This is a genomic window from Streptomyces sp. FIT100 (genome assembly GCF_024584805.1).
GTDB lineage: Bacteria > Actinomycetota > Actinomycetes > Streptomycetales > Streptomycetaceae > Streptomyces.
The window spans coordinates 1,142,120-1,167,415 of record NZ_CP075715.1 but is presented as its reverse complement, the minus strand read 5'-3'; the positions used below and the strand labels follow the sequence as shown (position 1 = coordinate 1,167,415).

General features: G+C 72.0%; 23 protein-coding genes and 7 tRNA genes. 16 read left to right on the top strand and 14 right to left on the bottom strand.

Going from position 1 to position 25,296, the window contains the following annotated elements:
- Positions 1 to 634: 634 nt before the first annotated feature.
- Positions 635 to 1,609, top strand: coding sequence for a phosphotransferase family protein (locus KK483_RS05025; protein ID WP_262009346.1), 975 nt, complete (start codon positions 635 to 637; stop codon positions 1,607 to 1,609).
- Positions 1,610 to 1,669: 60 nt separating this feature from the next.
- Complete coding sequence (locus tag KK483_RS05020; RefSeq protein ID WP_262003998.1) at positions 1,670 to 1,972, top strand: zf-TFIIB domain-containing protein; 303 nt, start codon at positions 1,670 to 1,672, stop codon at positions 1,970 to 1,972.
- Between the two features lie 51 nt (positions 1,973 to 2,023).
- On the opposite strand, the gene KK483_RS05015 is transcribed toward KK483_RS05020, so the two are convergent.
- The 5 genes from KK483_RS05015 to KK483_RS04995 all read right to left on the bottom strand — a co-directional run bounded on the left by KK483_RS05015 (position 2,024) and on the right by KK483_RS04995 (position 2,484).
- Positions 2,024 to 2,095, bottom strand: a tRNA-Val gene (locus tag KK483_RS05015).
- 40 nt (positions 2,096 to 2,135) lie between these two features.
- A tRNA-Val gene (locus KK483_RS05010) sits at positions 2,136 to 2,207 on the bottom strand.
- A gap of 22 nt (positions 2,208 to 2,229) precedes the next feature.
- Positions 2,230 to 2,301 (bottom strand) — tRNA-Val (locus KK483_RS05005).
- 1 nt (position 2,302) lies between these two features.
- Positions 2,303 to 2,376 (bottom strand) — tRNA-Cys (locus tag KK483_RS05000).
- A 35-nt stretch (positions 2,377 to 2,411) separates the two neighbouring features.
- Positions 2,412 to 2,484, bottom strand: a tRNA-Gly gene (locus KK483_RS04995).
- A 222-nt stretch (positions 2,485 to 2,706) separates the two neighbouring features.
- Here KK483_RS04995 and KK483_RS04990 point away from each other — a divergent pair.
- The 3 genes from KK483_RS04990 to KK483_RS04980 are packed head-to-tail and all read left to right on the top strand — an operon-like array spanning position 2,707 to position 5,495.
- Positions 2,707 to 3,762 (top strand): chorismate-binding protein, encoded by a 1,056-nt coding sequence (locus KK483_RS04990; RefSeq protein WP_262003997.1) that lies wholly within the window; start codon positions 2,707 to 2,709, stop codon positions 3,760 to 3,762.
- Positions 3,762 to 4,592, top strand: a complete 831-nt coding sequence (locus KK483_RS04985) for an aminotransferase class IV (protein WP_262003996.1) — start codon at positions 3,762 to 3,764, stop codon at positions 4,590 to 4,592. The genes KK483_RS04990 and KK483_RS04985 overlap by 1 nt, the downstream gene beginning before the upstream one ends.
- A gap of 57 nt (positions 4,593 to 4,649) precedes the next feature.
- Positions 4,650 to 5,495 (top strand): GNAT family N-acetyltransferase, encoded by an 846-nt coding sequence (locus tag KK483_RS04980; protein WP_262003995.1) that lies wholly within the window; start codon positions 4,650 to 4,652, stop codon positions 5,493 to 5,495.
- Here the strand turns inward: KK483_RS04980 and KK483_RS04975 are convergent.
- A complete protein-coding gene (locus KK483_RS04975) occupies positions 5,492 to 6,016 on the bottom strand; it encodes a DsbA family protein (RefSeq protein WP_262003994.1) in 525 nt (174 codons plus the stop codon). The two genes, KK483_RS04980 and KK483_RS04975, sit on opposite strands and share 4 nt — an antisense overlap.
- 160 nt (positions 6,017 to 6,176) lie before the next feature.
- On the opposite strand from KK483_RS04975, the gene KK483_RS04970 reads away from it, so the two are divergent.
- Together KK483_RS04970 and KK483_RS04965 are read left to right on the top strand one after the other, a co-directional pair.
- Positions 6,177 to 6,653 (top strand): hypothetical protein, encoded by a 477-nt coding sequence (locus KK483_RS04970; protein ID WP_399013344.1) that lies wholly within the window; start codon positions 6,177 to 6,179, stop codon positions 6,651 to 6,653.
- Between the two features lie 205 nt (positions 6,654 to 6,858).
- Positions 6,859 to 7,011 carry a hypothetical protein gene (locus tag KK483_RS04965; RefSeq protein ID WP_262003992.1) on the top strand — a complete coding sequence of 51 codons (153 nt, stop codon included), beginning with the start codon at positions 6,859 to 6,861 and terminating at the stop codon, positions 7,009 to 7,011.
- A gap of 57 nt (positions 7,012 to 7,068) precedes the next feature.
- Here the strand turns inward: KK483_RS04965 and KK483_RS04960 are convergent, their stop codons facing one another.
- Together KK483_RS04960 and KK483_RS04955 are read right to left on the bottom strand one after the other, a co-directional pair.
- Complete coding sequence (locus KK483_RS04960) at positions 7,069 to 7,626, bottom strand: CGNR zinc finger domain-containing protein (RefSeq protein ID WP_262003991.1); 558 nt, start codon at positions 7,624 to 7,626, stop codon at positions 7,069 to 7,071.
- Between the two features lie 196 nt (positions 7,627 to 7,822).
- Positions 7,823 to 8,236 (bottom strand): SsgA family sporulation/cell division regulator, encoded by a 414-nt coding sequence (locus KK483_RS04955; protein WP_003959770.1) that lies wholly within the window; start codon positions 8,234 to 8,236, stop codon positions 7,823 to 7,825.
- A gap of 189 nt (positions 8,237 to 8,425) precedes the next feature.
- On the opposite strand from KK483_RS04955, the gene KK483_RS04950 reads away from it, so the two are divergent.
- Complete coding sequence (locus tag KK483_RS04950) at positions 8,426 to 8,905, top strand: TIGR02611 family protein (RefSeq protein WP_262003990.1); 480 nt, start codon at positions 8,426 to 8,428, stop codon at positions 8,903 to 8,905.
- An 89-nt stretch (positions 8,906 to 8,994) separates the two neighbouring features.
- Positions 8,995 to 9,069: transfer RNA gene (locus tag KK483_RS04945), tRNA-Val, on the top strand.
- 89 nt (positions 9,070 to 9,158) lie between these two features.
- On the opposite strand, the gene KK483_RS04940 is transcribed toward KK483_RS04945, so the two are convergent.
- Complete coding sequence (locus KK483_RS04940; RefSeq protein ID WP_262003989.1) at positions 9,159 to 11,585, bottom strand: SCO7613 C-terminal domain-containing membrane protein; 2,427 nt, start codon at positions 11,583 to 11,585, stop codon at positions 9,159 to 9,161.
- A gap of 94 nt (positions 11,586 to 11,679) precedes the next feature.
- Between KK483_RS04940 and KK483_RS04935 the strand changes: the two genes are divergently transcribed.
- From KK483_RS04935 to KK483_RS04925, 3 genes are all read left to right on the top strand, one after another.
- Complete coding sequence (locus tag KK483_RS04935) at positions 11,680 to 12,138, top strand: SRPBCC family protein (protein WP_262003988.1); 459 nt, start codon at positions 11,680 to 11,682, stop codon at positions 12,136 to 12,138.
- Positions 12,139 to 12,223: 85 nt separating this feature from the next.
- A tRNA-Val gene (locus KK483_RS04930) sits at positions 12,224 to 12,295 on the top strand.
- Positions 12,296 to 12,574: 279 nt separating this feature from the next.
- A complete protein-coding gene (locus tag KK483_RS04925; protein ID WP_262003987.1) occupies positions 12,575 to 14,242 on the top strand; it encodes a carbohydrate binding domain-containing protein in 1,668 nt (555 codons plus the stop codon).
- 49 nt (positions 14,243 to 14,291) lie between these two features.
- Here KK483_RS04925 and KK483_RS04920 read toward each other — a convergent pair whose 3' ends face one another.
- Positions 14,292 to 15,020 (bottom strand): 3'-5' exonuclease, encoded by a 729-nt coding sequence (locus KK483_RS04920; RefSeq protein WP_262003986.1) that lies wholly within the window; start codon positions 15,018 to 15,020, stop codon positions 14,292 to 14,294.
- 177 nt (positions 15,021 to 15,197) lie between these two features.
- Between KK483_RS04920 and KK483_RS04915 the strand changes: the two genes are divergently transcribed.
- From KK483_RS04915 to thrS, 3 genes are all read left to right on the top strand, one after another.
- Positions 15,198 to 15,761, top strand: coding sequence for a DUF4365 domain-containing protein (locus KK483_RS04915; RefSeq protein ID WP_262003985.1), 564 nt, complete (start codon positions 15,198 to 15,200; stop codon positions 15,759 to 15,761).
- A complete protein-coding gene (locus KK483_RS04910; protein ID WP_262003984.1) occupies positions 15,761 to 17,050 on the top strand; it encodes a hypothetical protein in 1,290 nt (429 codons plus the stop codon). The genes KK483_RS04915 and KK483_RS04910 overlap by 1 nt, the downstream gene beginning before the upstream one ends.
- Before the next feature lie 254 nt (positions 17,051 to 17,304).
- A complete protein-coding gene (thrS, locus tag KK483_RS04905) occupies positions 17,305 to 19,281 on the top strand; it encodes a threonine--tRNA ligase (RefSeq protein ID WP_262003983.1) in 1,977 nt (658 codons plus the stop codon).
- A 64-nt stretch (positions 19,282 to 19,345) separates the two neighbouring features.
- Here the strand turns inward: thrS and KK483_RS04900 are convergent, their stop codons facing one another.
- Positions 19,346 to 20,035: a potassium channel family protein gene (locus KK483_RS04900; RefSeq protein WP_262003982.1), complete on the bottom strand. Its 690-nt coding sequence runs from the start codon at positions 20,033 to 20,035 to the stop codon at positions 19,346 to 19,348.
- Between the two features lie 67 nt (positions 20,036 to 20,102).
- On the opposite strand from KK483_RS04900, the gene KK483_RS04895 reads away from it, so the two are divergent.
- Entirely contained in the window at positions 20,103 to 20,663 is a 561-nt protein-coding gene (locus KK483_RS04895; protein WP_262003981.1) for an HIT domain-containing protein, read from the top strand.
- 14 nt (positions 20,664 to 20,677) lie between these two features.
- Here KK483_RS04895 and KK483_RS04890 read toward each other — a convergent pair whose 3' ends face one another.
- From KK483_RS04890 to KK483_RS04880, 3 genes are all read right to left on the bottom strand, one after another.
- Positions 20,678 to 21,028: a VOC family protein gene (locus tag KK483_RS04890; protein ID WP_262003980.1), complete on the bottom strand. Its 351-nt coding sequence runs from the start codon at positions 21,026 to 21,028 to the stop codon at positions 20,678 to 20,680.
- A 25-nt stretch (positions 21,029 to 21,053) separates the two neighbouring features.
- Positions 21,054 to 22,712 carry a hypothetical protein gene (locus KK483_RS04885; RefSeq protein ID WP_262003979.1) on the bottom strand — a complete coding sequence of 553 codons (1,659 nt, stop codon included), beginning with the start codon at positions 22,710 to 22,712 and terminating at the stop codon, positions 21,054 to 21,056.
- Positions 22,713 to 22,881: 169 nt separating this feature from the next.
- Positions 22,882 to 25,089, bottom strand: a complete 2,208-nt coding sequence (locus tag KK483_RS04880; protein ID WP_262003978.1) for an elongation factor G-like protein EF-G2 — start codon at positions 25,087 to 25,089, stop codon at positions 22,882 to 22,884.
- Positions 25,090 to 25,296 lie beyond the last annotated feature (207 nt).

Here is a 25,296-nt window from a genome sequence, read left to right as displayed (position 1 = left end):
ACCCATTAACCCCGTGGGGACGGGGGTGCGGCGGACGACAGCGTTCGGCCGGTCAGCTGGGGAGCTGACCGGCCAACGCCATTTTTTGCTCTCGCGTGGGGTGCGGGTTTGGCGGGGCGGTGTTGTCGCGTGCTGGGTTGGTGCCCGGGGTTTGTGTCCTCAGGCGCCGGACGGGCTGGGTGTGTTGGGGTTGCCCGGTGGCGGGTGGTTGCCGTCCGGGTGGCGCTGCGGGGCTCGTGTTCGGGACGGCATGCTGTGCTTTTCCGGGGGACACCCCCGGACCCCCGTACGGCACGCCACCCGGGGTTGTGTATGTGCCGTGCGTGTTGCGTGCCACAAATCCCGCTTGAGTGTCCCGAACCCGACCCCTCCGCGCCCCCCGGGTCAGGTCACCGGCCGTGGCCGACCCCGGTGGTCGGGTTGTGCCCACCCGTCCCGCCCCAGCGGGACGACTGCCCACAAACTGTGAGGCGGCCACCTCACGGTTTGTGGGCAGGCGTTCCGCTGGGGGTCCCCCCAGGACGAAGTCCCAGGGAGAGAAATGGGTGGGCACAAACCACCCACGAGCCCCGCCCCGCCGGAGGCGCCTCGTGCGGCTCGACCGTAGGCTCGGCCCGTGGAGGACGGCAACGGCATGCTCGTGCGTGCGCTCTCGGACGTCGCGCGAGAAGCCGCGCACTCGCCCGGCCAGGGCGAGGCGTGCCGCGCCTGCGGGCGGGACGTGGGCGTCGACGTGCTGGCGGAGCGGGCCGACGGGCTCGTCGTGCGGCATGGGCGGGCCGTGGCCAAGGCCCATGCCTCCGCCACCGACCACACGGCCCACCGCGCTCGCGTCACCGTCGCCGCCCACCCCCGCCTCGCCGGGATCCTGCTGCCGCCGCTGTCGCTCCCGGCCGCCGCCCCGCTCGACGGGCGTCCCGTCACCGCCTGGCCCTACGGCAGCCCCGTGGATCCCGCCGACCCGGATGCCGCCCCGTGGGAGGCGGCCGCCCGGCTGCTCGCGGGCCTCCACACCGTTCCCCTGGACGCGCTGCCCGCACCGCTGCCGCCCATGCGCGGGCCCGCGAAGGTCGCCGCCGCGGTGGCCCGGATGCGCGCGGCGGAGCCCGCGGATCGCGCAGCCCGGGACGTGGTGACGGCGTGGCGGCGGCTCCCCGCCTGGGCGCGCGGCGCCGCCCCCGGCCCGGCGGGCGGCGCGCCCCGGCTCTGCCACGGGGACCTGCATCTCGGCCAGCTGGTCCGCCATCCCGCCGGCGACGGACCCTGGTACCTCATCGACATCGACGACCTGGGCACGGGCGAGCCCGCCTGGGACCTCGCGCGGCCCGCGGCCTGGTACGCCGCCGGCATCCTGTCCCCGGACGTCTGGGTGCGCTTCCTCGGCGCGTACCGGGCCGCCGGCGGCCCCGCCGTCCCGCCCGCCGCATACGATCCGTGGCCCCAACTCGATGTGCCCGCCCGTGCCCTGACCGTGCAGACCGCCGCGGTGGCGCTGGCGAAGAGCACCGCGGAAGGACGCGATCTCGACGACGTGGAGCGGTTGATGGCCGACGCCTGTGCCCGAATTGCCGACCTCCCGCCCGAGTTGGACGCGACGGTCCCGTCGTAAGGTGAGGGCAGGCGGGCGCGGGGGCGCCCACCACCCGAACGGCGAGGAGCTGAGCCGACGATGCAGTGTCCCAAGTGCCATGCGCCCATGCACACGTACAACCGCAGTGGCGTCCAGATCGAGCAGTGCAGCGGCTGCCGGGGGATATTCCTGGACTACGGCGAGCTGGAGTCGCTGACCCGTCTGGAGTCCCAGTGGGCCGGTCAGGCCCCGCCCGCGCCGCCGGTCCCGCCGGCGTACCCGGCCGGTGCCGCGCCCGCCGCCCCGGCCTGGGGCGCTCCGCACCAGGGCCACCACGGGCACCACGGCCACCACGGCGGTCACCACCAGCGCGGCTTCGGCCGGATGCTTTTCTCCTCCTGAGAAGCACGACAGAGCCCCCGGCCGCTCGATGCGGCCGGGGGCTCCGGAGTGTGGACGATACTGGGATTGAACCAGTGACCTCTTCCGTGTCAGGGAAGCGCTCTCCCGCTGAGCTAATCGTCCGCGGGGCCAGGACCCGGGCTTCCGGATCATGGGCACTGCGTGCGCGATACTGGGATTGAACCAGTGACCTCTTCCGTGTCAGGGAAGCGCTCTCCCGCTGAGCTAATCGCGCGGGAAGACCCTCGTGGGTCCGGTGGACGATACTGGGATTGAACCAGTGACCTCTTCCGTGTCAGGGAAGCGCTCTCCCGCTGAGCTAATCGTCCTTGGAGGTGGAGACGGGATTTGAACCCGTGTAGACGGCTTTGCAGGCCGTTGCCTCGCCTCTCGGCCACTCCACCCCGGAGCGCAGGGGTCGGGAAGATCCCCCACTTCGAGCGGACGACGAGATTCGAACTCGCGACCCTCACCTTGGCAAGGTGATGCTCTACCAACTGAGCCACGTCCGCCTGTCGTTTCCGGTCGGCTCTCGCGTCCCGGCGACGTGTTGAACTCTAGCGGATTCCTGGTCCAGCACAAAAACGCGTTTCCGCAGCGTGCTGAGCTGTGTTCACGGCGGGTTCATTGCCGGGTGCGGGCCGCAGTGGGTGCAAATCGTGACAATTGGGAAAGTCTGCAGGGTGCACCGTGCGGGCGGGCCGGGCACGGATCCCCGCCATAGACTCACAGCCGTGCACGACCTCGCTCCTCTCGCCCGCTTCGGCGGCCTCGTCGCCACCGACCTCAGGGATGTCACCAGCGACCCCGAGGCCCTCGATTCCGCCGGTTTCTGGGCCGTCGCGGCCGACTTCGAGGGCCGTCTCACCTGCGCCCGCTTCGGTGACGTGCGCCACGAGCCGGTGCCGGCCCCCGAGCCGGGAGCCTGGCGCGGCCCCGCCGCCGGGGACTGGACGTCGTCGCTGGACCGCGAGGCGTACACCGCGGGCGTACGCCGGATCCGGGAGCACATCGCCGCGGGCGAGGTCTACCAGGCGAACCTGTGCCGGGTCCTGTCCGCGCCGGTGCCCGACCCGGGCGCCGCCGACGTCGACGCGCTCACCGCGCTGCTGGCCCGCGGCAACCCCGCCCCGTACGCGGGAACGATCCGGCTGCCCGCGTACGGCGTGGAGATCGCCACCGCCTCGCCCGAGCTCTATCTGCGCCGCGATGCCCGCACCGTGGAGTCCGGCCCGATCAAGGGCACCGGCCGCACGGCGGCCGACCTGCTGGAGAAGGACCACGCCGAGAACGTGATGATCGTGGACCTGGTCCGCAACGACCTCGGCCGGGTCTGCGCAACCGGCTCCGTGACCGTGCCGGCGCTCTGCGCCGTCGAATCCCATCCGGGGCTCGTCCACCTCGTCTCCACGGTGCGCGGCGAGCTCACCCCCGGCGCGGGCTGGCGCGAGCTGCTCGGAGCCACGTTCCCGCCCGGCTCGGTGACGGGAGCGCCCAAGTCCAGCGCGCTGCGCATCATCGAGGCCCTGGAGACGGCGCCGCGCGGCCCGTACTGCGGAGGCATCGGCTGGGTCGACGCCGACCGCCGCACGGGCGAGCTGGCCGTCGGCATACGCACGTTCTGGATCGACCGCTCCGCACCCGGCGGCCCCGTCCTGCGCTTCGGCACCGGAGCGGGGATCACCTGGGGCTCCGACCCGGAACGCGAGTGGGAGGAGACCGAACTGAAGGCGTCCCGGCTGCTCACGGTAGCGTCGGGAGCGTACGCGCACAGTGGAAGGACCGTGTGATGAGGATCTGGGTCAACGGTGGACTGCGGGACGCCGACACCGCCGTGGTGTCCGTGTTCGACCACGGGCTGACCGTCGGGGACGGCGTCTTCGAGACCGTCAAGGCGACCGACGGACGCCCCTTCGCCCTCACCCGGCACATCGACCGGCTCGCCCGCTCGGCCAGTGGTCTGGGTCTTCCCGACCCGGACCACGACGAGGTGCGCCGGGCCTGCGAAGCCGTACTCGAAGCCAACCCCATGCCCCTGGGCCGGCTGCGCATCACCTACACCGGCGGGCACTCGCCGCTCGGCTCCGACCGCGGCGACCAGGGCCCCACGCTCGTGGTCGCCGCCGCGGAGGCCAAGCGCCGGCCCGACACCACCGCCGTGATCACCGTCCCGTGGACGCGCAACGAGCGCGGCGCGCTGGCCGGGCTGAAGACCACCTCGTACGGCGAGAACGTGGTCGCCCTGGCCCGCGCCCATGACCGGGGCGCGTCCGAGGCGCTGTTCGCCAACACCGTGGGGCAGCTCTGCGAGGGCACCGGTTCCAACGTCTTCGTCGTTCTCGACGGGCAGCTGTACACCCCGCCGCTGGCCTCGGGCTGCCTCGCCGGGATCACCCGCGCGCTGACTGTGGACTGGACCGGCGCGCTGGAGGCCGACCTGCCGATGGACGCGCTGGACCGGGCCGAGGAGATCTTCCTGACCTCCACCACCCGCGACGTCCAGGCCGTGCACCGGGTCGACGGCCGCGAGCTGTCCGGGGCGCCCGGTTCGCTCACCGCCAAGGCCATGCGGATCTTCGAGGAGCACGCCGCGGCCGACCCGGATCCGCGCTCCGCGTAGCCGCCCGCCCGGACAAACATGGTGACGCGCGGCCGCGCGACAGGTAGAACACCCCTGATGACCACGACCCTGCGGCCGACCGGGCCGCTCCAGCGCCGCGACGGCGGTGCCCGCTCCCGCACGTACGACGTGTGTGTGAACAGCAGGCCCGTCGGCTCGATCGAGCTCGCCACCCACCCCCGCTTCGGCCCGACGGCCGGCGTCATACGGTCCCTGCGGATCGACGAGGACGACCGGCGGCGCGGCCGCGGCACGGTCGCCGCGCTCGCCGCGGAGGAGGTGCTGCGCGGCTGGGGCTGCCGGCAGATCACCGTCTCCGTGCCGGCCGGTGCGACCGCCGTGCTGCGTCTGGCCACGGTGCTCGGCTACACCGAGCGCGGCCGGAACATGGTCAAGGAACTGCCCGCCGGACCGGGTCCCGAGCTGCCCGACGGGACCCTGGGGCGGCCGATGACCGAGGCCGAGTACCGGGAGTGGCTGGCGGCGGCGATCGACTCGTACGCACAGAACTGGATCGACCGCGGAGTGCCGGAGCCGGAGGCGCGCGCCAAGTCCGAGGCCGACCACCAGGACAAGCTCCCCGACGGCCTCGCGACCGGCGACACCTGGATCAGCGTCCTGGTCGCGGAGGGCGCGGTCGTGGGGCACGTATGGGTGGCGCTGAACGAGGTGCGGCCGGGGGAGCAGGGCGCGTACGTGTACGACGTCGCGGTCGCCGAGGAGCTGCGCGGCCGGGGTCACGGGCGGGCGCTGATGCTCCTCGCGGAGCGGGTCGCGCGGACCGATGCCGGGATGTCCCTGCTGGGACTGCACGTCTTCGCGGGCAACACCCCGGCGCTCGGCCTCTACGAGTCGCTCGGCTACCGGCCCACCGAGGTCCATCTCTTCAAGGAGTTGATCTAGGGGGTGCCGTCCTGGGCCGCGAGGAGCCGGTCGGCGATCTGCTCGATCCGCTCGCGCAGCCCCTCCTGGCTCTTGCCGCCGTCGAGGCGCTCGCCGTCGATGACGTACGTGGGCGTGCCGGTGACCCCGATCGCCTTGCCCTCCGCCTGGTCGGCGTCGACGATCAGGATGTGCCGGCCGTCGATCAGGGCGGTGTCGAACTCCTCGGCGTCCAGGCCGAGTTCGCGGGCGGTCTCCACCAGGAGCGCCTCGCCCTTGCCGTCCAGCTCCTCGACCCGGCCGAGCACGGCCTCCACGTACGGCCAGACCTGCCCCTGGACCGCGGCCTCCTCGGCGGCCTGGGCGGCGGCGAAGGAGTGCTTGTGCTTCTCCAGCGGGAAGTGCCGCAGCCGCAGCTCCAGCCGGTCGCCGTAGCGCTCGCGCAGACTGCGCAGATCGTCGAGGGCGGCGCGGCAGTCGGGGCACTGCAGCTCGCACCAGACGTCCAGGACGATGGGCTCGGCGGGAGAGGTGTCGCTCATGGGGCCAGTCTTCCAGCCGCCCGCCCGGGGCCCCAACCGGGACCCGGGACTCCGGAGCGGGACCGGGGGGCCCCTACCTCGACCTGGGGAGGAGGGGCGTCCCGGAGATCTCCCTGAGGTGTGGGCCGATCGTGGCCCGTACCGGCCGCGGCGGTGCAGGATGGAAGGGACGTACATGCCCGCACAGGCCCTGGAGGACCGGATGCTTGCCGAGACCATTTGTTCCGCGGTGTCCGCGGCCGGGCTGGGCATCGCCGCGGTCACGGCGTACCGCAGGCGCTTCCTGACCGCGACCCGTATCGCCGCGTACTCGCTGGTCCCGCTCGGGCTGGTGCTGACCGGTGCCGTCGAGTGGCTCGCCGGGACCGTCTTCAGCCTCACGGCGTGGGTGGGCGTCGGCGTCCTCGGGCTCGCCTGGGCGCTCTTCATGACGACGCGCGCCGTGGAGCGGCGCTCACTGGGCAAGGCCGCCAGGGACACCTCCGGTCCGCGCGCCGCGGCCCCCGCCGCGTCGGCTCCGGCCGCCCTCGGCAAGGCGCCCCGGCCCGCCGACCGTCCCAAGGGGCGCGCCGCCGCCGCCGACCAGGGCGATGACTTCAGCGACATCGAGGCGATCCTGAAGAAGCACGGCATCTGACCCCGGCACCCGCGCGGCCCGGCACCCGCGCGGCCCGGCACCCGCGCGGCCCGGCACCCGCGCGGCCCGGCACCCGCGCGGCCCGGCACCCGCGCGGCCCGGGACTCGCGGGAGCGGCCCGGACTCGCGGGATGTGATGAACTCGGCCCGCCGTGAGGCGTGTTGTTCGATCTTCGGGGGCGCGCTGCGCCATCATCACCCCGAGATGCTGGATACCTCCCGGGGCCAGACCCCCGCCCCCGCCGACGAGCCGCGTGGCTGTCTCTTCGCGCTCTCTCAGCCGCCCCTGATGATCTTCCTCGCGGTGATCGGCTGTCTGCTGCTCATCGCAGCGGTGCACGATCTCTTCCTGCTGTGAGCGCTTCCGTGAGTGCCTTTCCGAGCGCCCCCGCGAGCGGACGCGAGGGAGCGCGGGTCAGCCCGCCGCTTCCCTGCGGCGTGCGCGGTACGCGGCGACGTGCAGCCTGTTGCCGCAGGTGCGGCTGTCGCAGTAGCGGCGTGAGCGGTTGCGGGAGACATCGACGAAGGCGCGCCCGCAGTCCGGCGCCTCGCAGCGCCGCAGCCGCTCCTGCTCGCCCGCGACGACTATGAATGCCAGGGCCATGCCGCAGTCGGCGGCGAGATGGTTCGCGACCGAGGCGCCGGGCGCGAAGTAGTGGACGTGCCAGTCGTAGCCGTCGTGGTCGGTCAGCTGCGGGGTGGTGCCCGCGCCGGCCACGAGCTGGTTGATCAGCTCCGCTGCGGTACGCGGGTCCGGCGCCGCGAAGACCTCGGCGAACCGGCCCCGTACGTCCCGTACGGTGTCGAGGTCGGCCTCGCCCAGATCGCCGACGTCGCTGACGTTGTGGCTGCGTACGAATTCGTGCAGGGACGAGACGTCCTTCAGTTCATCGGCCTCCGCGCCCTCGGGCGCGGTGTTCACCAGATCGACGACGGTGTCGAGGGCGATGCGGGTGTCGTGGGGGATCAGCACGATTCGCTCCCTGGCCTGCTGCGGGCCGGTGCCCGCCGAATTGCGCTGACTCTAGCGTCTCGCTGACGAACGCGAAGGCGCCGTCACCGCGGTGTGATCCGTGGTGACGGCGCCGTCGCGTGCCGTATGCGTCAGTGGTTCTCCGCGCGGCGCCGTCTCCCCGAGTCGGACGGCGCCGAGCAGCCCTCGGCCTGGCTCAGCTTTCGGCCAGGATGTGCGAGAGCTCCGTATCGAGATCGAAGTGACGGTGCTCGGTGCCGGGTGGCACCGCGGCGTCGGTCCGCTTCAGGAACGACTCCAGGGCCCGCGCCGGGGCCTCGAGCAGGGCTTCGCCCTCCGGGGAGCTCAAAGCGATGCAGACGACGCCCTGGCCATGACTGCGGGACGGCCAGACTCTGACGTCGCCGGTGCCGGTGGGCCGGTGCAGACCCTCGGCGAGGAGATCTCGGGCGAACACCCATTCGACCGTCTCCTCGGCTCCGGTATGGAAGGTGGCGTGCACGGCATAAGGATCGGCCGTGTCATACCGCAGGCCCGCGGGTACAGGCAGTGAGGACTCGCTCGATACAACGAGGCGCAGGTGCAGCTCGCAGCTGACCGTGGTGTTCATAAGCGCCAGGGCCTTTCGCTCAGTGTGCGCTCGGGGATTCGCACGTCGGCGAAATCGACATGCCACCTACGGTGCCGTTGTAAACCCCTCTGTCTGTTTTGTGATCCTTCAGGTACCCCGTACGGAGGAGTCCGATCTACTACCGTGTGGTCATTCCGGAGCGCCTCCCCGTCGGGTACTTTGGGCTCTATGAATGCGGAGAGTGACGAGCGGGGGAAGGCGGCCGCGACAGCGGTTCCGACATCCGCCACGGGGGACGTGACCGCGGTTGTGACCGAGGACGGCGCGGACGGCGAGCGGCCGCTCGGATCCCGGGCGCCCGAGTTCGTCAAGGCGCGCAGGACGCTGCATCTGAGCTGGCAGGTCGGCGTGTTCGTCGTCGGTCTCGCCGTCGTCGTGACGGGCGTGATCCTGCTGCCGCTGCCCGGCCCCGGCTGGCTGATCATCTTCGGCGGCATGGCGATCTGGGCGACCGAGTTCGTCTGGGCGCAGCTCGTGCTGCGGTGGACGAAGCGGAAGGTGACGGAGGCGGCGCAGAAGGCGCTCGACCCCCGGGTGCGCCGGCGCAACCTGATCCTGACCACGGTCGGAGTGGTGATCGTCGCGGTGCTGCTCGCGATCTACCTCTGGAAGTTCGGCATCGTGATGCCGTGGAAGATCGACGAATGACCCGGCGCGGGACGTCGCGGTGGCCTCGTGGATGATCACCGGGTGGTCATGAAGCGCCGCTGACATGCGGTAATGTTTGCGATGCGCCCGGGCGATTAGCTCAGTGGGAGAGCGCTTCGTTCACACCGAAGAGGTCACTGGTTCGAACCCAGTATCGCCCACCAGCCCGGACCGAAGGCCCCGGAGACCGAGAGTCTCCGGGGCCTTCGGCGTCTGCTCGTGATTCGCTCGTTCAGCGCATCGGGCGCCCCGGTCAGCGCATCCGGCTCAGGGTGTCCCGCAGCCTGCGGGCGTCGCGCAGCCGCTGCTCGTACGTTGCGCCGACCGCCAGCAGCAGAAGCCCGGCGAGCGCCGGTGGCAGCCAGCGGGGGAGCGCGCCGACGGCCTGGACGACGTAGGGGGCGAGCTCGTGCAGGGCGACCAGGGACAGGACCGTCCCGCCGAGCACCAGCAGGGCCTGCAGCCGCTGCCGGGCGCCGACGAGCGTGACAGCGAGCGCCGCCGTGCCGAGCAGCAGCGGGCGCAGCCAGTGCGAGTCGCCCCAGGCGGCGAAGAGGCTCGGCACCAGGGTCGCGGCGAGGCCGGGGCCGTACGCGGTCCAGGACGACGCCTCCGGGTCGCGCCGGCGGCGCAGCAGGCCGACGGCGAGCGCCGGGACGGTCACGGGGAGGCTGTACGCCTCGGGCAGCGAGACCTCCGACGCGGCGAGCCGGACCCAGGTGGCCGCGACGAACAGCACCCCGGCCGCGTATCCGGCGAGGGGGCGCCGCTCGGGCCGCAGAGCCGTGCCCGCCGCGATGACGCCCGAGGCGGCCAGGACCAGTGCGAGCGTGGGCGGGTGGGGGACGGCCAGGCCGATCGCGACCAGCCCGGCCGCGGCGCCCGTGAGCTCCACCGGCAGCGCGACGGGGTTGCTCCGCAGCCGCGCCGCGAGCAGCGCGGTGGCGGCGGGCACGGCGAGGAGCACCAGCCCCGCCCGGTGGCCCGGGAGCCCGGCGGCCGCCGCTGCGGCCCCGGCGAGCCCGGTGGCCCACACGACGGTTGCCGACGCGAGCACCGCCCGGACCGCTCCCCGCGCCACCACGGCCACGGCGCCTGACGCGACCGCCAGCACGCCGAGCACGGCGAACGTGGCGGCCTGGGCGGCCAGCGCGAGCAGCGCCACGGCGACTCCTCCGGCCTGCCCGCACACGAGCGCGGTGACGGTGACGCCGACGGCTCGGCCGGGTGTCCCCGCCGTCGGGGCGGCCGGGTCCGCGGTACGCGAGGGCAGGGAGGCGGCGGACGGTGCGAGGGCCCCCGCCGTCGTCAGGAGCAGCCACGCCACCGTGGAGGCGTACGGGAGGTCCAGGGCCGCCGGGGCGGCGAAGGCGGTGAACCACGCCAGGGCGAAGGCCGCGGCGGACATGGTCGTGCGCGGCAGTGCCCAGGCCGGCAGGAGGCGGGGCGCCGCCAGGAGCACCGCGGCCACGGTGGCCATGACCGCGAGCGCGGCGGGCGTGCCCGGCGGGGGCGATGCCATGGCGGGGGTGCCCGACCAGACGTCGGTGACGGCCGCGAGCGGGGTCAGGGCCCCGGACGCGGCAGGGGGCAGCGCCCAGACCAGTGCGCCCGCGTGGATCACCGCCACGGCGACTCCCAGGCCCGTGAGGATGCCGCGAGGCGCGGGGGTGCGGACGGCCGCCAGCAGGAGGACCGCGCACAGCAGGTAGCCCGGCACCGTCCAGTGCTCGGGCAGCGCCGTGCCGAGCAGGCCGCCGGTGGCCGCGACCGCGGAGAGGCCCGCCACCGCGGCGGTCACCGGAGCGGCGGACGGGGCGCGCCACGCAGCCCCCAGGGCCAGGCCCGCGGCGGCGAGGAGCAGGAGCGCCGGCTCCAGCGCGAGGGCGGCCGTGTGCGCCGTCGCGGACAGGTACAGCCCGGTCAGCAGCGACCAGCCGCCCGTCGCCGCCGCACCCGCCACGGCGAGCCCGCGAACGGCGGAGGGCTTCGCGGCGAGTGCGATCACGGTGTCGATCGCGGCGGTCGCCAGCGTCGCCCACGCGGTCGCCCCGGGGCCCGCACCCTCCGCCAGGGCCCAGAGCGGCAGCGGGAGTTGTGCGGCGACGACCGCGGCCGGGAGCGGTGTGCGCAGCGTGCCCAGCACGGACCCGTACCCGGCCCACACCGCGGCGAGCACGGCCGACGCGACGGCCGCGTAGCCGAGGGCGTCCGTCTCCGTGAGGGCCGCACGGTGCAGGGCGTACACGTCGAGGACCGTGAGGGCGAGCCCGAGCGCCGCCACCGACTCGGCGGTGGAGGCGAGTCCGCGCCGCAGCAGCAGCGCCGGGACCGCGAGCGCCGCCGCCGTGACCGCACCGAGCACCAGCGAGCGGCCGCCGATGCCCATGTGGCCCCAGCTGACCACGGTGAAGGCGATCGCGGCGATGGTCAGCAGGATCCCGCCGAGTGCGAGCAGTACGTTCTGCGCGCTCGGCGGCGAGGTCTCCGGACCCGCGGGCCGCGACGGCCACACCGGCCCCGTCGGCCCCGCCGGCCTGGTCGGGCCGTGCGCCGCCGCTTGCAGTGCCTGCACCAGCCACGCCCTGCGGACCAGCAACTGGGCCCGTCGGGCGTCGAGTTGAGCCAGCTCTCCATCGAGGAGCCGCAGCTCTTCGGCGGGCGGCAGTACGTTCTCCATGCCGAGCAGTGTGGGCTGCGACACACGGCGCCGATATGGGCGCGGATACTCAGATCGTGTGTGAGTACGCCCCCCGTCGGCGCAGACTCGAACCATGGACTGGCACCGCTACCGTTTCCGCAGCGTCTGGGAGCTGCCCGCCCCGCCCGCCGTCGTCTACGCGGTGCTGGAGCGGCCCGTCGACTACCCTCACTGGTGGCCCCAGGTCCGCGAGGTCGTCCCCGTCGACGACCGCAGCGGCACGGTCCGCCTCCGCTCCCTCCTCCCGTACGACCTCGTCGTCACCGTCCGCGAGCGGCTCCGGGATCCCGACGCGCTGGTCCTGGAGGTGGAGCTGGACGGTGATCTGGTGGGCTGGGCGCGCTGGACGCTCGCGGCGGCTGCGGGCGGCACGCGTGCGGGCTACGAACAGGAAGTGGTCGTGCGCCGCCCGCTCATGCGCCGCCTGGCGCTGCCCGGGCGCCCCGTCTTCCGGGCGAACCACGCCCTGATGATGCGCGGCGGACGGCGGGGGCTCGCCGCGTACCTGAGCGGTGGCCCGCCGCGTGCCTGAGCGGTGGCCCGCCGCGTGCCTGAGCGGTGGCCCGCAGGGAGTTTGAAGGAAACCCGCCGGTACCTGTATGGTTCAGTGCGTTCCCGGGCGATTAGCTCAGTGGGAGAGCGCTTCGTTCACACCGAAGAGGTCACTGGTTCGAACCCAGTATCGCCCACCGGGAGAGGCCGGTCCGTTAGCTGACGGACCGGCCTCACGCGTTCCCCCCCCGCCGCCCGCCCTCCGCTCTGCGCCGGAGTGCGTCTCCTCCCCGCCGAGGCCGGGGCGCCCCAGTGACGAGGCGTCAGTATGTGTGCGCCGCACCGAATTGCGGGTACCGCAGGGCCTCTTGACGCGGACACGTCCCTCCGCTTCAATCCGCGTGATAGGTCCAGACCAATCGTGGCGCCGCGACAGGTCCGCCGAACCGTCCCCCCATCCCTCACCGGGAGGTCACGTGCGTTCCAGACACCGGCTCCTGGCCGGGCTCAGCGCGACGGTGCTGGCCGCGGCCGCCGCCGTCGCCCTGCCGAGCACCGCCCAGGCCGCCAATCTGCTCGGCAACCCCGGCTTCGAAACCGGCTCCCTGTCCGGCTGGTCCTGCTCCGGCGGGCTCGGCTCGGTCGTCAGCAGCCCCGTGCGCAGTGGCACGAAGGCGCTGGCCGGAGCCGCGAGCGCGAGCGACAACGCCAAGTGCACCCAGACCGTGTCCGTGCAGCCCAACACCGCCTACAGCCTCACCGGCTGGGTCCGCGGCAGCAATGTCTACCTCGGCGTCACCGGCGGCTCCTCCACATGGACCACCTCCACCGGCTCGTACGCCCAGCTGACCGTCAGTTTCACCACCGGCGCCTCGCAGACCAGCGCCGAGATCTACCTGCACGGCTGGTACGGCACCGGCACCTACTACGCCGACGACATCAGCCTCGACGGACCCGGCGGCCCGGGCAGCGGCGACACCCAGGCCCCTACCACCCCCGCCAACTTCCGCTCCACCGCGAAGACTTCCACCAGCGTCAGCCTGGCCTGGAACGCCGCCACCGACAACGTCGCAGTCACCGGCTACGACGTCTACCGCGGCACCACCCTCGCCACCTCCGTGACCGGCACCACCGCCACCGTCACCGGACTCGCCCCGAGCACCGCGTACGGCTTCACCGTCCGCGCCCGCGACGCCGCCGGCAACACCTCCCCGGCCACGACCGCGGTCAACGTCACCACCGACCCGGGCACCCCGGTCACCGGCTTCAAACAGGCCGCGCCGTACCTCTACCTCGGCTGGGGCGACCCGCCGAGCGTCAGCACCGTGATGAGCGCCACCGGCATCAAGTGGTTCACCATGGCGTTCATCCTCTCCTCCGGCGGCTGCAACCCCGCCTGGGACGGCACCAGGCCGCTCACCGGCGGCACCGACCAGTCCACCATCAACGCGATCCGCGCCGCCGGCGGCGACATCGTGCCGTCCATCGGCGGCTGGAGCGGCAACAAGCTCGGCCCGAACTGCGCGACGCCCGAGGCGCTCGCCGGCGCGTACCAGCAGGTGATCAACGCCTACGGGCTCAAGGCGATCGACGTCGACATCGAGAACACCGACGAGTTCGAGAACGAGGCCGTCCAGGACCGGATCCTCAACGCCCTGAAGATCGTCAAACAGAACAACCCCGGCCTGCGGACCATCATCACCTTCGGCACGTCGACGACCGGACCGACCTGGTGGGGCAACCGCCTCATCGAGCGGGCCAACGCGCTCCAGGCGAACATCGACGTCTTCACCATCATGCCCTTCGACTTCGGCGGCGGAGCCGACATGTACGGCAACACCGTCAACGCCACCGAGGGTCTGAAGACCAAGCTGAAGTCCACCTTCGGCTGGGACGACGCCACCGCCTACGCCCACATCGGCATCTCGGGCATGAACGGCCTCAGCGACCAGCAGGAGCTGACCAGCCCGCAGATCTGGACCCAGATCAAGGACTGGGCCAACTCCCACCACATCGCACGGCTCGCCTACTGGTCCGTCAACCGCGACCGGCCCTGCCCCGGCGGCGGGGTGACGAGCAACTGCTCCGGGATCAGCCAGAGCAACTGGCAGTTCACCTCCATCACCGCCGGATTCACCGGCTGAGCCGCGACCCGGTTCCCGAGGTGCCCGCGGCCGCGCGGGCACCTCGGACTCACGCCGCCCGTGCCGGAAGCTCCGGACGCAGCGGCCACGCCGGGTCCACCGACTCCTCCGAGCCGTTGCGCGCGAACCACGCCTGGAGGCCCCGCGCCTGCGCCGCGTGCCACACCGCCTGGAGCGTGTGCAGCTCCGCGGGAGAAAGCCGCTCCAGACGGGCGGCGAACCGCCGGCCCACCGCCCTGACGACCTCCATGGCCGCCGTCGCGTCGGCCGCGGCGTCGTGCGCCCCGTCCAGCACCACCTCGTACTGACCGCACAGATCCGTGAGCGTGCGCCTGCCCTTTCGGTAGCGGTCCAGATGCTTGTCCAGGACCCGCGGGTCCAGGACGCACATCGGCACGTGCTCCAGATAGTGCGCCAGCGACGAGGCACGGTGGCGGCGCAGTTCGCGGTCGAGCAGTGTCAGATCGAACGGCGCGTTCATCACCACGAGCGGCCGGCCGGCCGCGCACTGCTCGGCCAGCGCCCGGCCTATCTCCTCCATCACGGGAGCGGGCCAGCGGCCGTTGCGCTGAAGATGCTCGTCGGTCAGCCCGTGCACGGCGGTCGCCTCCGCCGGGACCGGAATGCCCGGATTGACCAGCCAGTTGGTGACGCGCGGGCGACCGCCCGCCGAATCCTGGACGACGAGTGCGGCGGACACGATCCGCTCCGTCTCGACGTCAACACCTGTAGTCTCCGTGTCAAATGCGGCCAGGGGCCCCTCATACCAGCGCGACATCCCCGAACTCCTCGCCCTTGCCTGGCAGATGGCGTGATCCCCCTGCCCGAATCGGTGATACCCGGCCTGTTTGCGCAGTACGCAAGCGGGTGACAACACAGATGACGGGGCGCGATGTTGACGGCCCGTCGTGGGAATCATCGATCGATCGGCACAGCCCGGAAGGCAGACGGAGCCATGGCGCTCGCGCAGCCCGAACCGGGTGCGCTGCCCGAGCGGACCGTACCGCTGCGCGGAGCACTCGCCACCACCGCCTGCATGGAGACCCTCCAGGTGGGGTATCTCCACGCAGTGGCGGCCGCTGCGGGCTGCTCACTGTCGCAGCCGTTCCCCGACAACGGGATCGACTGGCACGTCAGTCACAGCGCTCCCGGACACACCGTCGACGACGAAGTCACCATCAAGGTGCAGCTCAAGGCGACCTATCAGATCCCGCCGCACCCGCCGGGTCCGGCCTTCTCGTTCACGCTCGACAACGACCACCTGGTGAAGCTGGCCAGGACCCCGGTGTCGGTACACAAGATCCTCGTCGTGATGATCGTGCCGAGGACCCAAGAGGAATGGCTGCGGGCCAGTCACGACCGGCTGGACCTGCGGCACTGCTGCTACTGGATCAACCTGGCCGGCCACCCGGTGACGGGCCGGCGCAAGACCACTGTGCGGATCTCGACCTCGCGCATATTCGACGACCGGGTGCTCTGCGAGATCATGACCCGGGTCGGGGTGGGAGGGAGACCGTGATGCACCGCCCGATCGACGAACCCGTACAGCCGCACGGCGGCTCGTACGCCCTTCCGCCCGCGCACGGCCAGCCGCATCCGCATCCGCTGCACCTCCCGCTCGCGGACGATGTGCCGGCGCCCTGGTACGGCAGCGACGGGCCCGACCCCGCCCACGTCGACCCCGTCGTGCTGGGGGCGCTGCTCGACCGGCACGGGTGGCGGCGGCGCGGTGGAGCCGCCGGGAGGTACGCCCGCTGGACCCCGCCGGGTCCGTCCGCCGGGGGAACGAGTCTGCTCGTCCCGGAGAGCCGGGCCTTTCCGGACTGCGAGGACCTGCTGGGCGAGGCGCTCACCGCCCTCGCCCGCTCCGCCGCACCGTCGGCCCGCGAGGTGCTCGTCGGGCTCGCCGTGCCCAGCGACGAGATCCGCTGGTGGCGGGATGTGTCGCAAGGGCCGTCGGGGGCGGTGGCGTGGACCGTGCAGGAGCAGTTGCGGTCGGCCGCCCGGCAACTGCTGCTCGCCGGCGCGCTCGCCGCCCGCGGGCGCGCCGGCTACTACGGGGCTCGGCACCGCAGGCAGGCGCTGGCGGCGCTGGAGGGCATCCTGGTCGGCCCGGCGCCGGGCGGTCGCGGGCTCACCGCGTTCGTCCCGGTCGAGACCGGCCGGTCGGTCGCCGTGAGCCTGCACCACGCGCTGCACGCCGCCCGGGAGGCCGTCGACTACCAGCGGGCCACCGGCGGGATGGAGGCGTTCGACGCCGCCGTCGAGGCGGGCGTCAGCCGTGAGCTCACGGAGGCGGTCGTGGCGCTGGTGCGCGGCGCCGAAGGAGCGCGGATCGCACTGGCCTGGTCACCGTCGGCGGGGGTGCCGGAGGGCTGTGCGGCCAGACCCGAGCCCGTCGAGTTCTCCCCCGGCGACCTGCCGGCCCTGCGCGAGGCCGGCGCCCGCTATCTGCGCGACGAGCCGTCCATGCCCGTCCGCATCACCGGCGCGGTGGTGCGGATGCGGCGCTCGGGCACGCGCGGCGAGGGGACCGTACGGCTGCGGGTCCTGGCCGGTGCGGAGGTGCCGCACGTCCGCGCGGTCCTCGACGAGGAGTCGTACCGCACGGCGGGCCACGCCCATCTGGTGGGCCTTCCCATCAGGGTCATCGGGCGCCTGGAGAGCCGCGGCGGCTTCCGTCGGCTGTCCGACGCCACGGGGGTCGTCCCGGTCCAGGTGGACGAGGCGGAGCGGGACCGGCTGATGAAGGCGCTCCACGAGAACCTCGACTTCTTCGAGGAGGCGTGCGGGGGCGACGACGACTGACGGGGCCCCGCCCCGTCGCCCCCGCCGAGGGCTCCGCCTCCGGACCCCCGCGCCTCAATCGCCGGAGGGGCTCATGTGGAGCCCGTCCGGCGATTGAGGACACGGCCGAAGGCCGTACGGGATCGGCGGGGCGGGGAGAAGGCCCGCCCTGCGCCACGTGAACCGTTTCGCGGCCGGGGCGTGCGGCTCGGTAGCATGACGTATTGCGTGCGTCGTGCGACTGCGCGCGCATTCCCATCAGACAGGAGAGACCGGTGTCAGACGTCCGTGTGATCATCCAACGCGATTCCGAGCGGGAAGAGCGCGTGGTGACCACGGGCACCACGGCGGCCGAGCTCTTCGCCGGTGAGCGCACCGTCGTCGCCGCCCGCATCGGCGGCGAGCTCAAGGATCTCGCCCACGAGGTGCGGGACGGGGAGGCGGTCGAGCCGGTCGAGATCTCCTCCGCGGACGGCCTCAACATCCTGCGCCACTCCACCGCGCACGTCATGGCGCAGGCCGTGCAGGAGCTCTTCCCCGAGGCCAAGCTCGGCATCGGCCCGCCGGTCAAGGACGGCTTCTACTACGACTTCGACGTCGAGAAGCCGTTCACCCCCGAGGATCTCAAGGCCATCGAGAAGAAGATGCAGGAGATCCAGAAGCGCGGCCAGCGCTTCTCGCGCCGTGTCGTCACCGACGAGGCCGCCCGCGAGGAGCTCGCCGACGAGCCGTACAAGCTGGAGCTCATCGGCATCAAGGGGTCCGCGTCGCACGACGACGGTGCCGACGTCGAGGTGGGCGGCGGCGAGCTGACCATCTACGACAACCTGGACGCCAAGTCCGGTGAGCTGTGCTGGAAGGACCTCTGCCGCGGTCCCCACCTGCCCACCACCAGGAACATCCCGGCGTTCAAGCTCATGCGCAACGCCGCCGCGTACTGGCGCGGCAGCGAGAAGAACCCGATGCTCCAGCGCATCTACGGCACCGCCTGGCCCTCGAAGGAGGAGCTGAAGGCGCACCTGGACTTCCTCGCCGAGGCCGAGAAGCGCGACCACCGCAAGCTCGGCAACGAGCTGGACCTGTTCTCCTTCCCGGACGAGGTCGGCTCGGGTCTCGCCGTCTTCCACCCCAAGGGCGGCGTCATCCGCCGGGTCATGGAGGACTACTCGCGCAAGCGCCACGAGGAGCACGGCTACGAGTTCGTGTACTCGCCGCACGCGACCAAGGGCAAGCTGTTCGAGAAGTCGGGCCACCTGGACTGGTACGCCGAGGGCATGTACCCGCCCATGCAGCTCGACGAGGGCGTGGACTACTACCTCAAGCCCATGAACTGCCCGATGCACAACCTGATCTTCGATGCGCGCGGCCGCTCGTACCGTGAACTGCCGCTGCGCCTCTTCGAGTTCGGGACGGTCTACCGGTACGAGAAGTCGGGCGTCGTGCACGGCCTCACCCGGGCCCGCGGCTTCACCCAGGACGACGCGCACATCTACTGCACCCGTGAGCAGATGGCGGAGGAGCTGGACACCACCCTCACCTTCGTCCTCGACCTGCTGCGCGACTACGGTCTGACCGACTTCTACCTGGAGCTGTCCACCAAGGACCCGAACAAGTTCGTGGGCTCCGACGAGGTCTGGGAGGAAGCCACCGAGGTGCTGCGGCAGGTGGCCGAGAAGCAGGGCCTCCCGCTCACCCCCGACCCGGGCGGCGCGGCCTTCTACGGCCCGAAGATCTCCGTCCAGGCGAAGGACGCGATCGGCCGCACCTGGCAGATGTCGACCGTGCAGCTCGACTTCAACCTGCCGGAGCGCTTCAACCTGGAGTACACCGGCCCCGACGGCACCAAGCAGCGTCCGGTCATGATCCACCGCGCGCTGTTCGGCTCCATCGAGCGTTTCTTCGCGGTGCTCCTGGAGCACTACGCGGGTGCGTTCCCGGCGTGGCTGGCGCCCGTCCAGGCGCTCGGCATCCCGATCGGCGACGCCCACGTCCCGTACCTCCAGGAGTTCGCCGCCAAGGCGCGCAAGCAGGGGCTGCGCGTCGAGGTGGACGGCTCGTCGGACCGGATGCAGAAGAAGATCCGCAACGCCCAGAAGCAGAAGGTGCCCTTCATGGTCATCGCGGGCGACGAGGACATGGAGAACGGCGCCGTGTCCTTCCGCTACCGCGACGGCTCGCAGGAGAACGGCATCCCGGTCGACGAGGCCATCGCCAAGATCGCCAAGATCGTCGAGGACCGCGAGCAGATCTGATCAGGTCGGGCCGTGTCCGATCAGGTCTGGTCACGCACGGCCGGACCCTGGATACCGGTCGGCCTCAGGAAGGGGCCCCCGGACGACGCCCGTCGTCCGGGGGCCCCTTCTCGTCCTCCCGCGTGAAGACCTGGAGCAGCCAGGACGAGAACGAACCGGTCACCGCACCCAGCAGCGCGAGACCGCAGATCATCAGCCCCACCGCGATCAGCCGGCCCATCGGGGTCACCGGCGTGACGTCCCCGTACCCGACCGTGGTCAGCGTCTCGCACACCCACCAGATGGCGTCCCCGAAGGTACGGATCGACGCCCCCGGAGCCGAGCGCTCCTGGTGGTAGACGGCGAGTGCCCCCGAGAATCCCAGCAGGACGGCCGTGAGCCCGGCGTACGCGATCACCCGTGCGTACAGGCTCAACCGCGCCTGGTCCCGCCGTCGCTGCACCGCCGTGTACACCTTCACCAGGCGCAGCGGACGCAGCAGCGGCAGGATCAGGACCAGGGTGTCCAGCCAGTGCGTCCGCAGGAACCGCGGCAGCCGCTGACCGCTCAGCCGCAGCCGCACCGCATAGTCGGCGGCGAAGAGCAGCCACATCAGAAGCATCAGCACGAACGCGAGATTCCGCCAGATCATGCCCACCCCGGTGGCCAGCACGCGGACCGTGTACCCGGCGAGGAACAGCAGGGAGCACCAGAACAGCGGCACCTCGGTGCGCTGCTCCCAGCGCGTCAGCGGGGCGTCTGCGGCGGAGTCCATCGGCCCAGCATCGCCTTCGGCGGGCCCGGCCCAGCCCCGGCGACACGCTCCGTACGGGCGAAGTCATATGCTGCACCACATGACGAGTGAGCCGGAGCAGCAGATCGGAGTCGGCATCCAGGACGCCTTCCAGCGTCTGTGGACACCTCACCGGATGGCCTACATCCAGGGGGAGAACAAGCCGACCGGCCCGGGTGCCGACGACGGGTGCCCCTTCTGCTCCATCCCCGCCAAGTCCGACGAGGACGGACTCGTCATCGCACGCGGCGACAGCGTCTACGCGGTGCTCAATCTGTACCCGTACAACGGCGGGCACCTGATGGTGGTGCCCTACCGGCACGTCGCCGACTACACCGACCTCGACGACGCGGAGACCGCCGAGCTGGCCGCGTTCACCAAGCGGGCGATGACGGCGCTGCGCACGGCCTCCGGGGCGCACGGCTTCAACATCGGCATGAACCAGGGCTCGGTCGCCGGGGCCGGTATCGCCGCCCATCTGCACCAGCACGTCGTGCCGCGATGGGGCGGCGACACCAACTTCATGCCGGTCGTCGGCCACACCAAGGTGCTGCCCCAACTCCTCGCGGACACGCGGAAGATGCTCGCGGACGCCTGGCCGTCCGCGTGAGCTCCTGAGGAACCTCAGAGGTCGGTGGCGCGTGCGTGCCGCGGCTCGTACATACCGACCTCGCCGCCGCCCGGCAGCCGGAGCCTCGTCAGGAGGCCCCAGCCCGCGTCCGTGACCGGCTGTGTGAACTCCACGCCCCGGGCGGTGAGCTCGGCGACGGTCGCCTCGACGTCGTCGCACATGAGGTAGAGCTCATGCGCCTCCGCTCCCTCCACGGGGTGCACGGCGACCTCCGCCGGCGGCAGCTTGAAGATCAGCCAGCCGCCGCCGGCGTCCACGTGCGGATATCCCAGGACCTCCCGGAGGAAGGCCCGGTCGGCCTCCGCGTCCCGGCTGTAGATGATGAGGTGCGCACCATTGATCATGCTCCGAGGATAGGAGCCTGCGGCCTCAGGCGTCGTACACGTCCGCCTTGCGGGGCGTCGGATCCTGCACGAGACCGCTGACGATCATGGAACGGTTGCTGAAGCGCTCCGTGTCCACCCCGTTCTCCTCCAGCACCCGCATCGCCGCCGCGTGCGTCACCCGCAGCACCGGCGTCGCCGCCCGCATCGCGTCGTCCGCCATGAACCGGTGCCGCCACGGCTTGTCCGCCCAGGCGTGACGCAGTCCGAACGGCTCCGGGAGCACCAGCTTCCCGCCCAGGAAGTCCAGCAGCGGGGGATACCAGGTGAACGGCGCCCGCACCATCAGCCGCACCACCTCGGGCGTCTCCACCAGCGGCAGCGTCCGCTTCGTGGTCTCCCAGAAGCGGACGGTCTTCGGCACGTCGATCGTCTTGGGCTCGGGCTTGGTGGTGAAGAGGGGATGCACCGGGCCGAGCGCGTGCCCGGTCACCTCGATGCGCAGGGTCTCGAAGAGCACCGTCACCGTGATCATCATCGTGATCACCAGCTGACCGTCCCACAGCGTGAACTGCACACCCAGGTAGTGGCGGTTCCCGCTGCCGAACTGCTGGTGGTCGCAGATGCGCTGTATCTCGTGGCGCTTGACCTGGAACCTGTTCTCCACGTCCTCGCCGGCGGGCCGGGCCACTTCCTTCGCGTTCTCCCCGACGGGCACCACCACCCAGTGCTTCACCTGGGGCGGCGGGAAGCCTCCCGTGTTCAGCGGGCCGCGCTGCAGAAGGGTCAGCTGGTCGTGGATGACCTTGATCACGTCCCAGCTGCGGAAATGGTGGAACTCCTTGCCCGGAGCCCTGGCGACCAGCTCCTCGGCCAGCTGCCAACTGCCCCAGCGGGTGCCCATGCCGAGTATCCCCTTGGGCCCCGCGTAGAAGACCGAATTGGACTGCTGCTCGGCCGTGAGCAGCTCCAGGCCCTGGCGCAGCTGCTCCGCCGCGGTCTCGTTCGGATTCCCCGGCACGGCCTCCGGCACCTTGGCGCCGATGCCGCCACCGGACAGCAGGCTGCCCCAGCGCTCGCGCATGTCCTTCGCCGTGGACTCGCAGATGCGCTTCGCGAGCAGCCAGCCGATGACCGGGGCGACGATCATGCCGCGCAGGTAGTAACCCCAGAAGCCGGTGAACGGGAGCCGCAGCAGGAACACCACCGCGAGCAGCCCCACCGCGGCGAGCAGTGCCCCGCCCAGCGCGCCGGTCCTCTTGTCCTGGGCGCCCGCGATCGTACGGCGCAGCTGGAAGACCCCGATCCACAGCAGCATCCCGGGCAGGAACAGCAGCCCGAACACCGCCATGATGCCGGTGAGTTTCGCGTCCCGCTGCTTACGGATCCGGGTCGCCGCGAGCGCGTGCTCCACGACCGCCTGAGGCTCCGTGCCGAACGACTGGATGAGCGGCTTGCGACTTCCGCCGAGCATCCGCAGCTGCACCGCCCGCGAGAACGCCTCGCCCAGACTCGGCTCGAAGAGCGAGAACTTGGGCTTGGTCACCGTGGACTGGTGCCACTCGCTGTTGGCCTTGAGGATGTCCTCCAGCTTGCCGTCCCGGTACGCCGCCGAGGCGAGCGCGTGCGTCGCGGCCGTCTGACCGGCCGAGCCCTGCAGCGGGACCTGAGCCCCCGGAGAGAAATCGAATGCCTGGTCCGCCACCGCACCGCCCCCATCGCCGCAACTCGTCCGCTCTGCGGCCTTTTCCCGACGGCCGCGCCCCGCACACATGCTGAACTGGGCACCCCAGCCTATCGATCACCGGCCCCGCGTGCCGCACCCTGTGGAAAAGCCGCCCGCCGCACGGGGGTACGGCGGGCGGCGGGCTCAACTAGGACCCGTTCTCCGCCTGTTGACGGATCTTGTCGGCCAGTTGCGGAGGCATCGCCTCATGGCGTGCGTACGACCGGTCGAACCGGCCCGTGCCGTGCGAGATCGACCGCAGATCGACCGCGTACCGGCCGATCTCGATCTCCGGCACCTCGGCCCGTACGAGCGTCCGACCCGGCCCCGCCTGCTCGGTGCCGACCACGCGGCCGCGCCGCCCCGACAGATCGCTCATCACCGCACCGACGTACTCGTCCGGCACCAGCACCTGCACCTCGGACACCGGCTCCAGCAGATGGATCCGGACCTCCGACGCCGCCTCGCGCAGCGCCAGCGCACCCGCCGTCTGGAAGGCCGCGTCGGAGGAGTCCACCGAGTGCGACTTGCCGTCCAGGAGCGTCACCCGCACGTCGACGAGCGGATAGCCGGCCGCGACGCCCTTCGCCGCCTGCGCCCGTACGCCCTTCTCCACGGACGGGATGAACTGCCGGGGCACCGCGCCGCCGACGACCTTGTCGACGAACTCGATGCCGGATCCGGCCGGCAGCGGATCGACCTCGATCTCGCAGATCGCGTACTGGCCGTGGCCGCCGGACTGCTTCACATGCCGCCCGCGCCCGGCCGACCGCTCGCCGAACGTCTCCCGCAGCGACACCTTGTGCGGGACCACGTCGACCTGGACGCCGTAGCGGCTGCGCAGCCGCTCCAGCGCCACGTCCATGTGCGCCTCGCCCAGGCACCACAGGACGACCTGGTGCGTGTCCTGGTTCTGCTCGAGCCGCATCGTCGGATCCTCGGCCACCAGCCGGGCGAGCCCCTGGGACAGCCGGTCCTCGTCCGCCTTGCTGTGCGCCTGGATGGCCACCGGCAGCAGCGGGTCGGGCATCGCCCACGGCTCCATCAGCAGGGGATCGTCCTTCGACGACAGGGTGTCGCCGGTCTCGGCCCGTGCCAGCTTCGCGACGCACGCGAGATCGCCCGCGATGCACGCGCCGACGGTGCGCTGCTGCTTGCCGAAGGGCGAGGACAGCGCGCCGACCCGCTCGTCGACATCGTGGTCCTCATGCCCCCGGTCGGTCAGACCGTGCCCGGACACATGCACCGTCTCGTCCGGGCGCAGCGTCCCGGAGAACACCCGCACCAGCGACAGCCGCCCGACGTACGGGTCCGAGGCGGTCCTGACCACCTCGGCGACCAGCGGTCCCGCCGGGTCGCAGCTGATCGCGGGGCGCGCCTGCCCCTGCGGCGTCGTGACCGCCGGAGCCTCCCGCTCCAGCGGCGTCGGGAAACCGCCCGTGATCAGTTCCAGCAGCTCGACCGTGCCGAGCCCCTGCTTGCCACCGTTCGACGCCGGCGCCGCGGCCAGCACCGGGTGGAAGACGCCCCGCGCGACGGCCTTCTCCAGGTCGTCGACGAGTGTCTTGATGTCGATGTCCTCGCCGCCGAGGTAACGGTCCATGAGGGTCTCGTCCTCGCTCTCCGCGATGATGCCCTCGATCAGCCGGTTGCGGGCCTCCTCGATCTGCGGCAGTTCCTCGTCCCCGGGCGGACGCTCCGTCCGCGCGCCCGAGGTGTAGTCGAACAGCTTCTGCGACAGCAGCCCGATCAGCCCGTTCACCGGCGCGTGCCCGTCCGCGGCCTCGGGGCCGTGCAGCGGCAGGTATAGCGGCAGTACGGCGTCGGGGTCGTCGCCGCCGAATATCTGCCCGCAGACCCCGGTCAGCTCGTCGAAACCGGTGCGAGCCGTCTCCAGGTGGGTGACCACGATCGCCCGGGGCATCCCGACCGCCGCGCACTCCTCCCACACCATGCGGGTCGAACCGGCGACGGCGTCGGCCTCCTGGGCCGCGGAGACAACGAAAAGGGCCGCGTCCGCGGCGCGCAGACCGGCCCTGAGTTCCCCGACGAAGTCGGCGTATCCGGGGGTGTCCAGCAGATTGATCTTGTATCCGCCCCATTCGACCGGGACGAGGCTCAGCTGTACGGAGCGCTGCTGACGGTGTTCGATCTCGTCGTAGTCGGAGACCGTGCCACCGTCCTCGACCCGGCCCGCCCTGTTGACGGCTCCCGCCGTCTGTGCGAGGGCCTCGACCAGGGTCGTCTTGCCCGATCCGCTGTGGCCGACCAGCACCACGTTCCGTACGGATGAGGGCTGGTCGGCCGTCGTAGCCCTGCCGGCGGCTCCGGGATGTGCGTTCGCCTTGTCGCCCATGATTCTTCCTCCCGACTGATTGCACGGTGAGGTATGAGGGCGCGGACCCGGGGGAGCCGACTGGGGTGCGTGCCCTCCTGATGGCGAGGGGGAAGCTCCGGCGTGCCCGCGGTGGTCTTTCGAGCTTTCCACTCCCGTCATGGTGCGTCCATACGTCGTACGTGACCGGGGGAGTCCGCTGGCGCGACGACGTCGTGACTACGATGG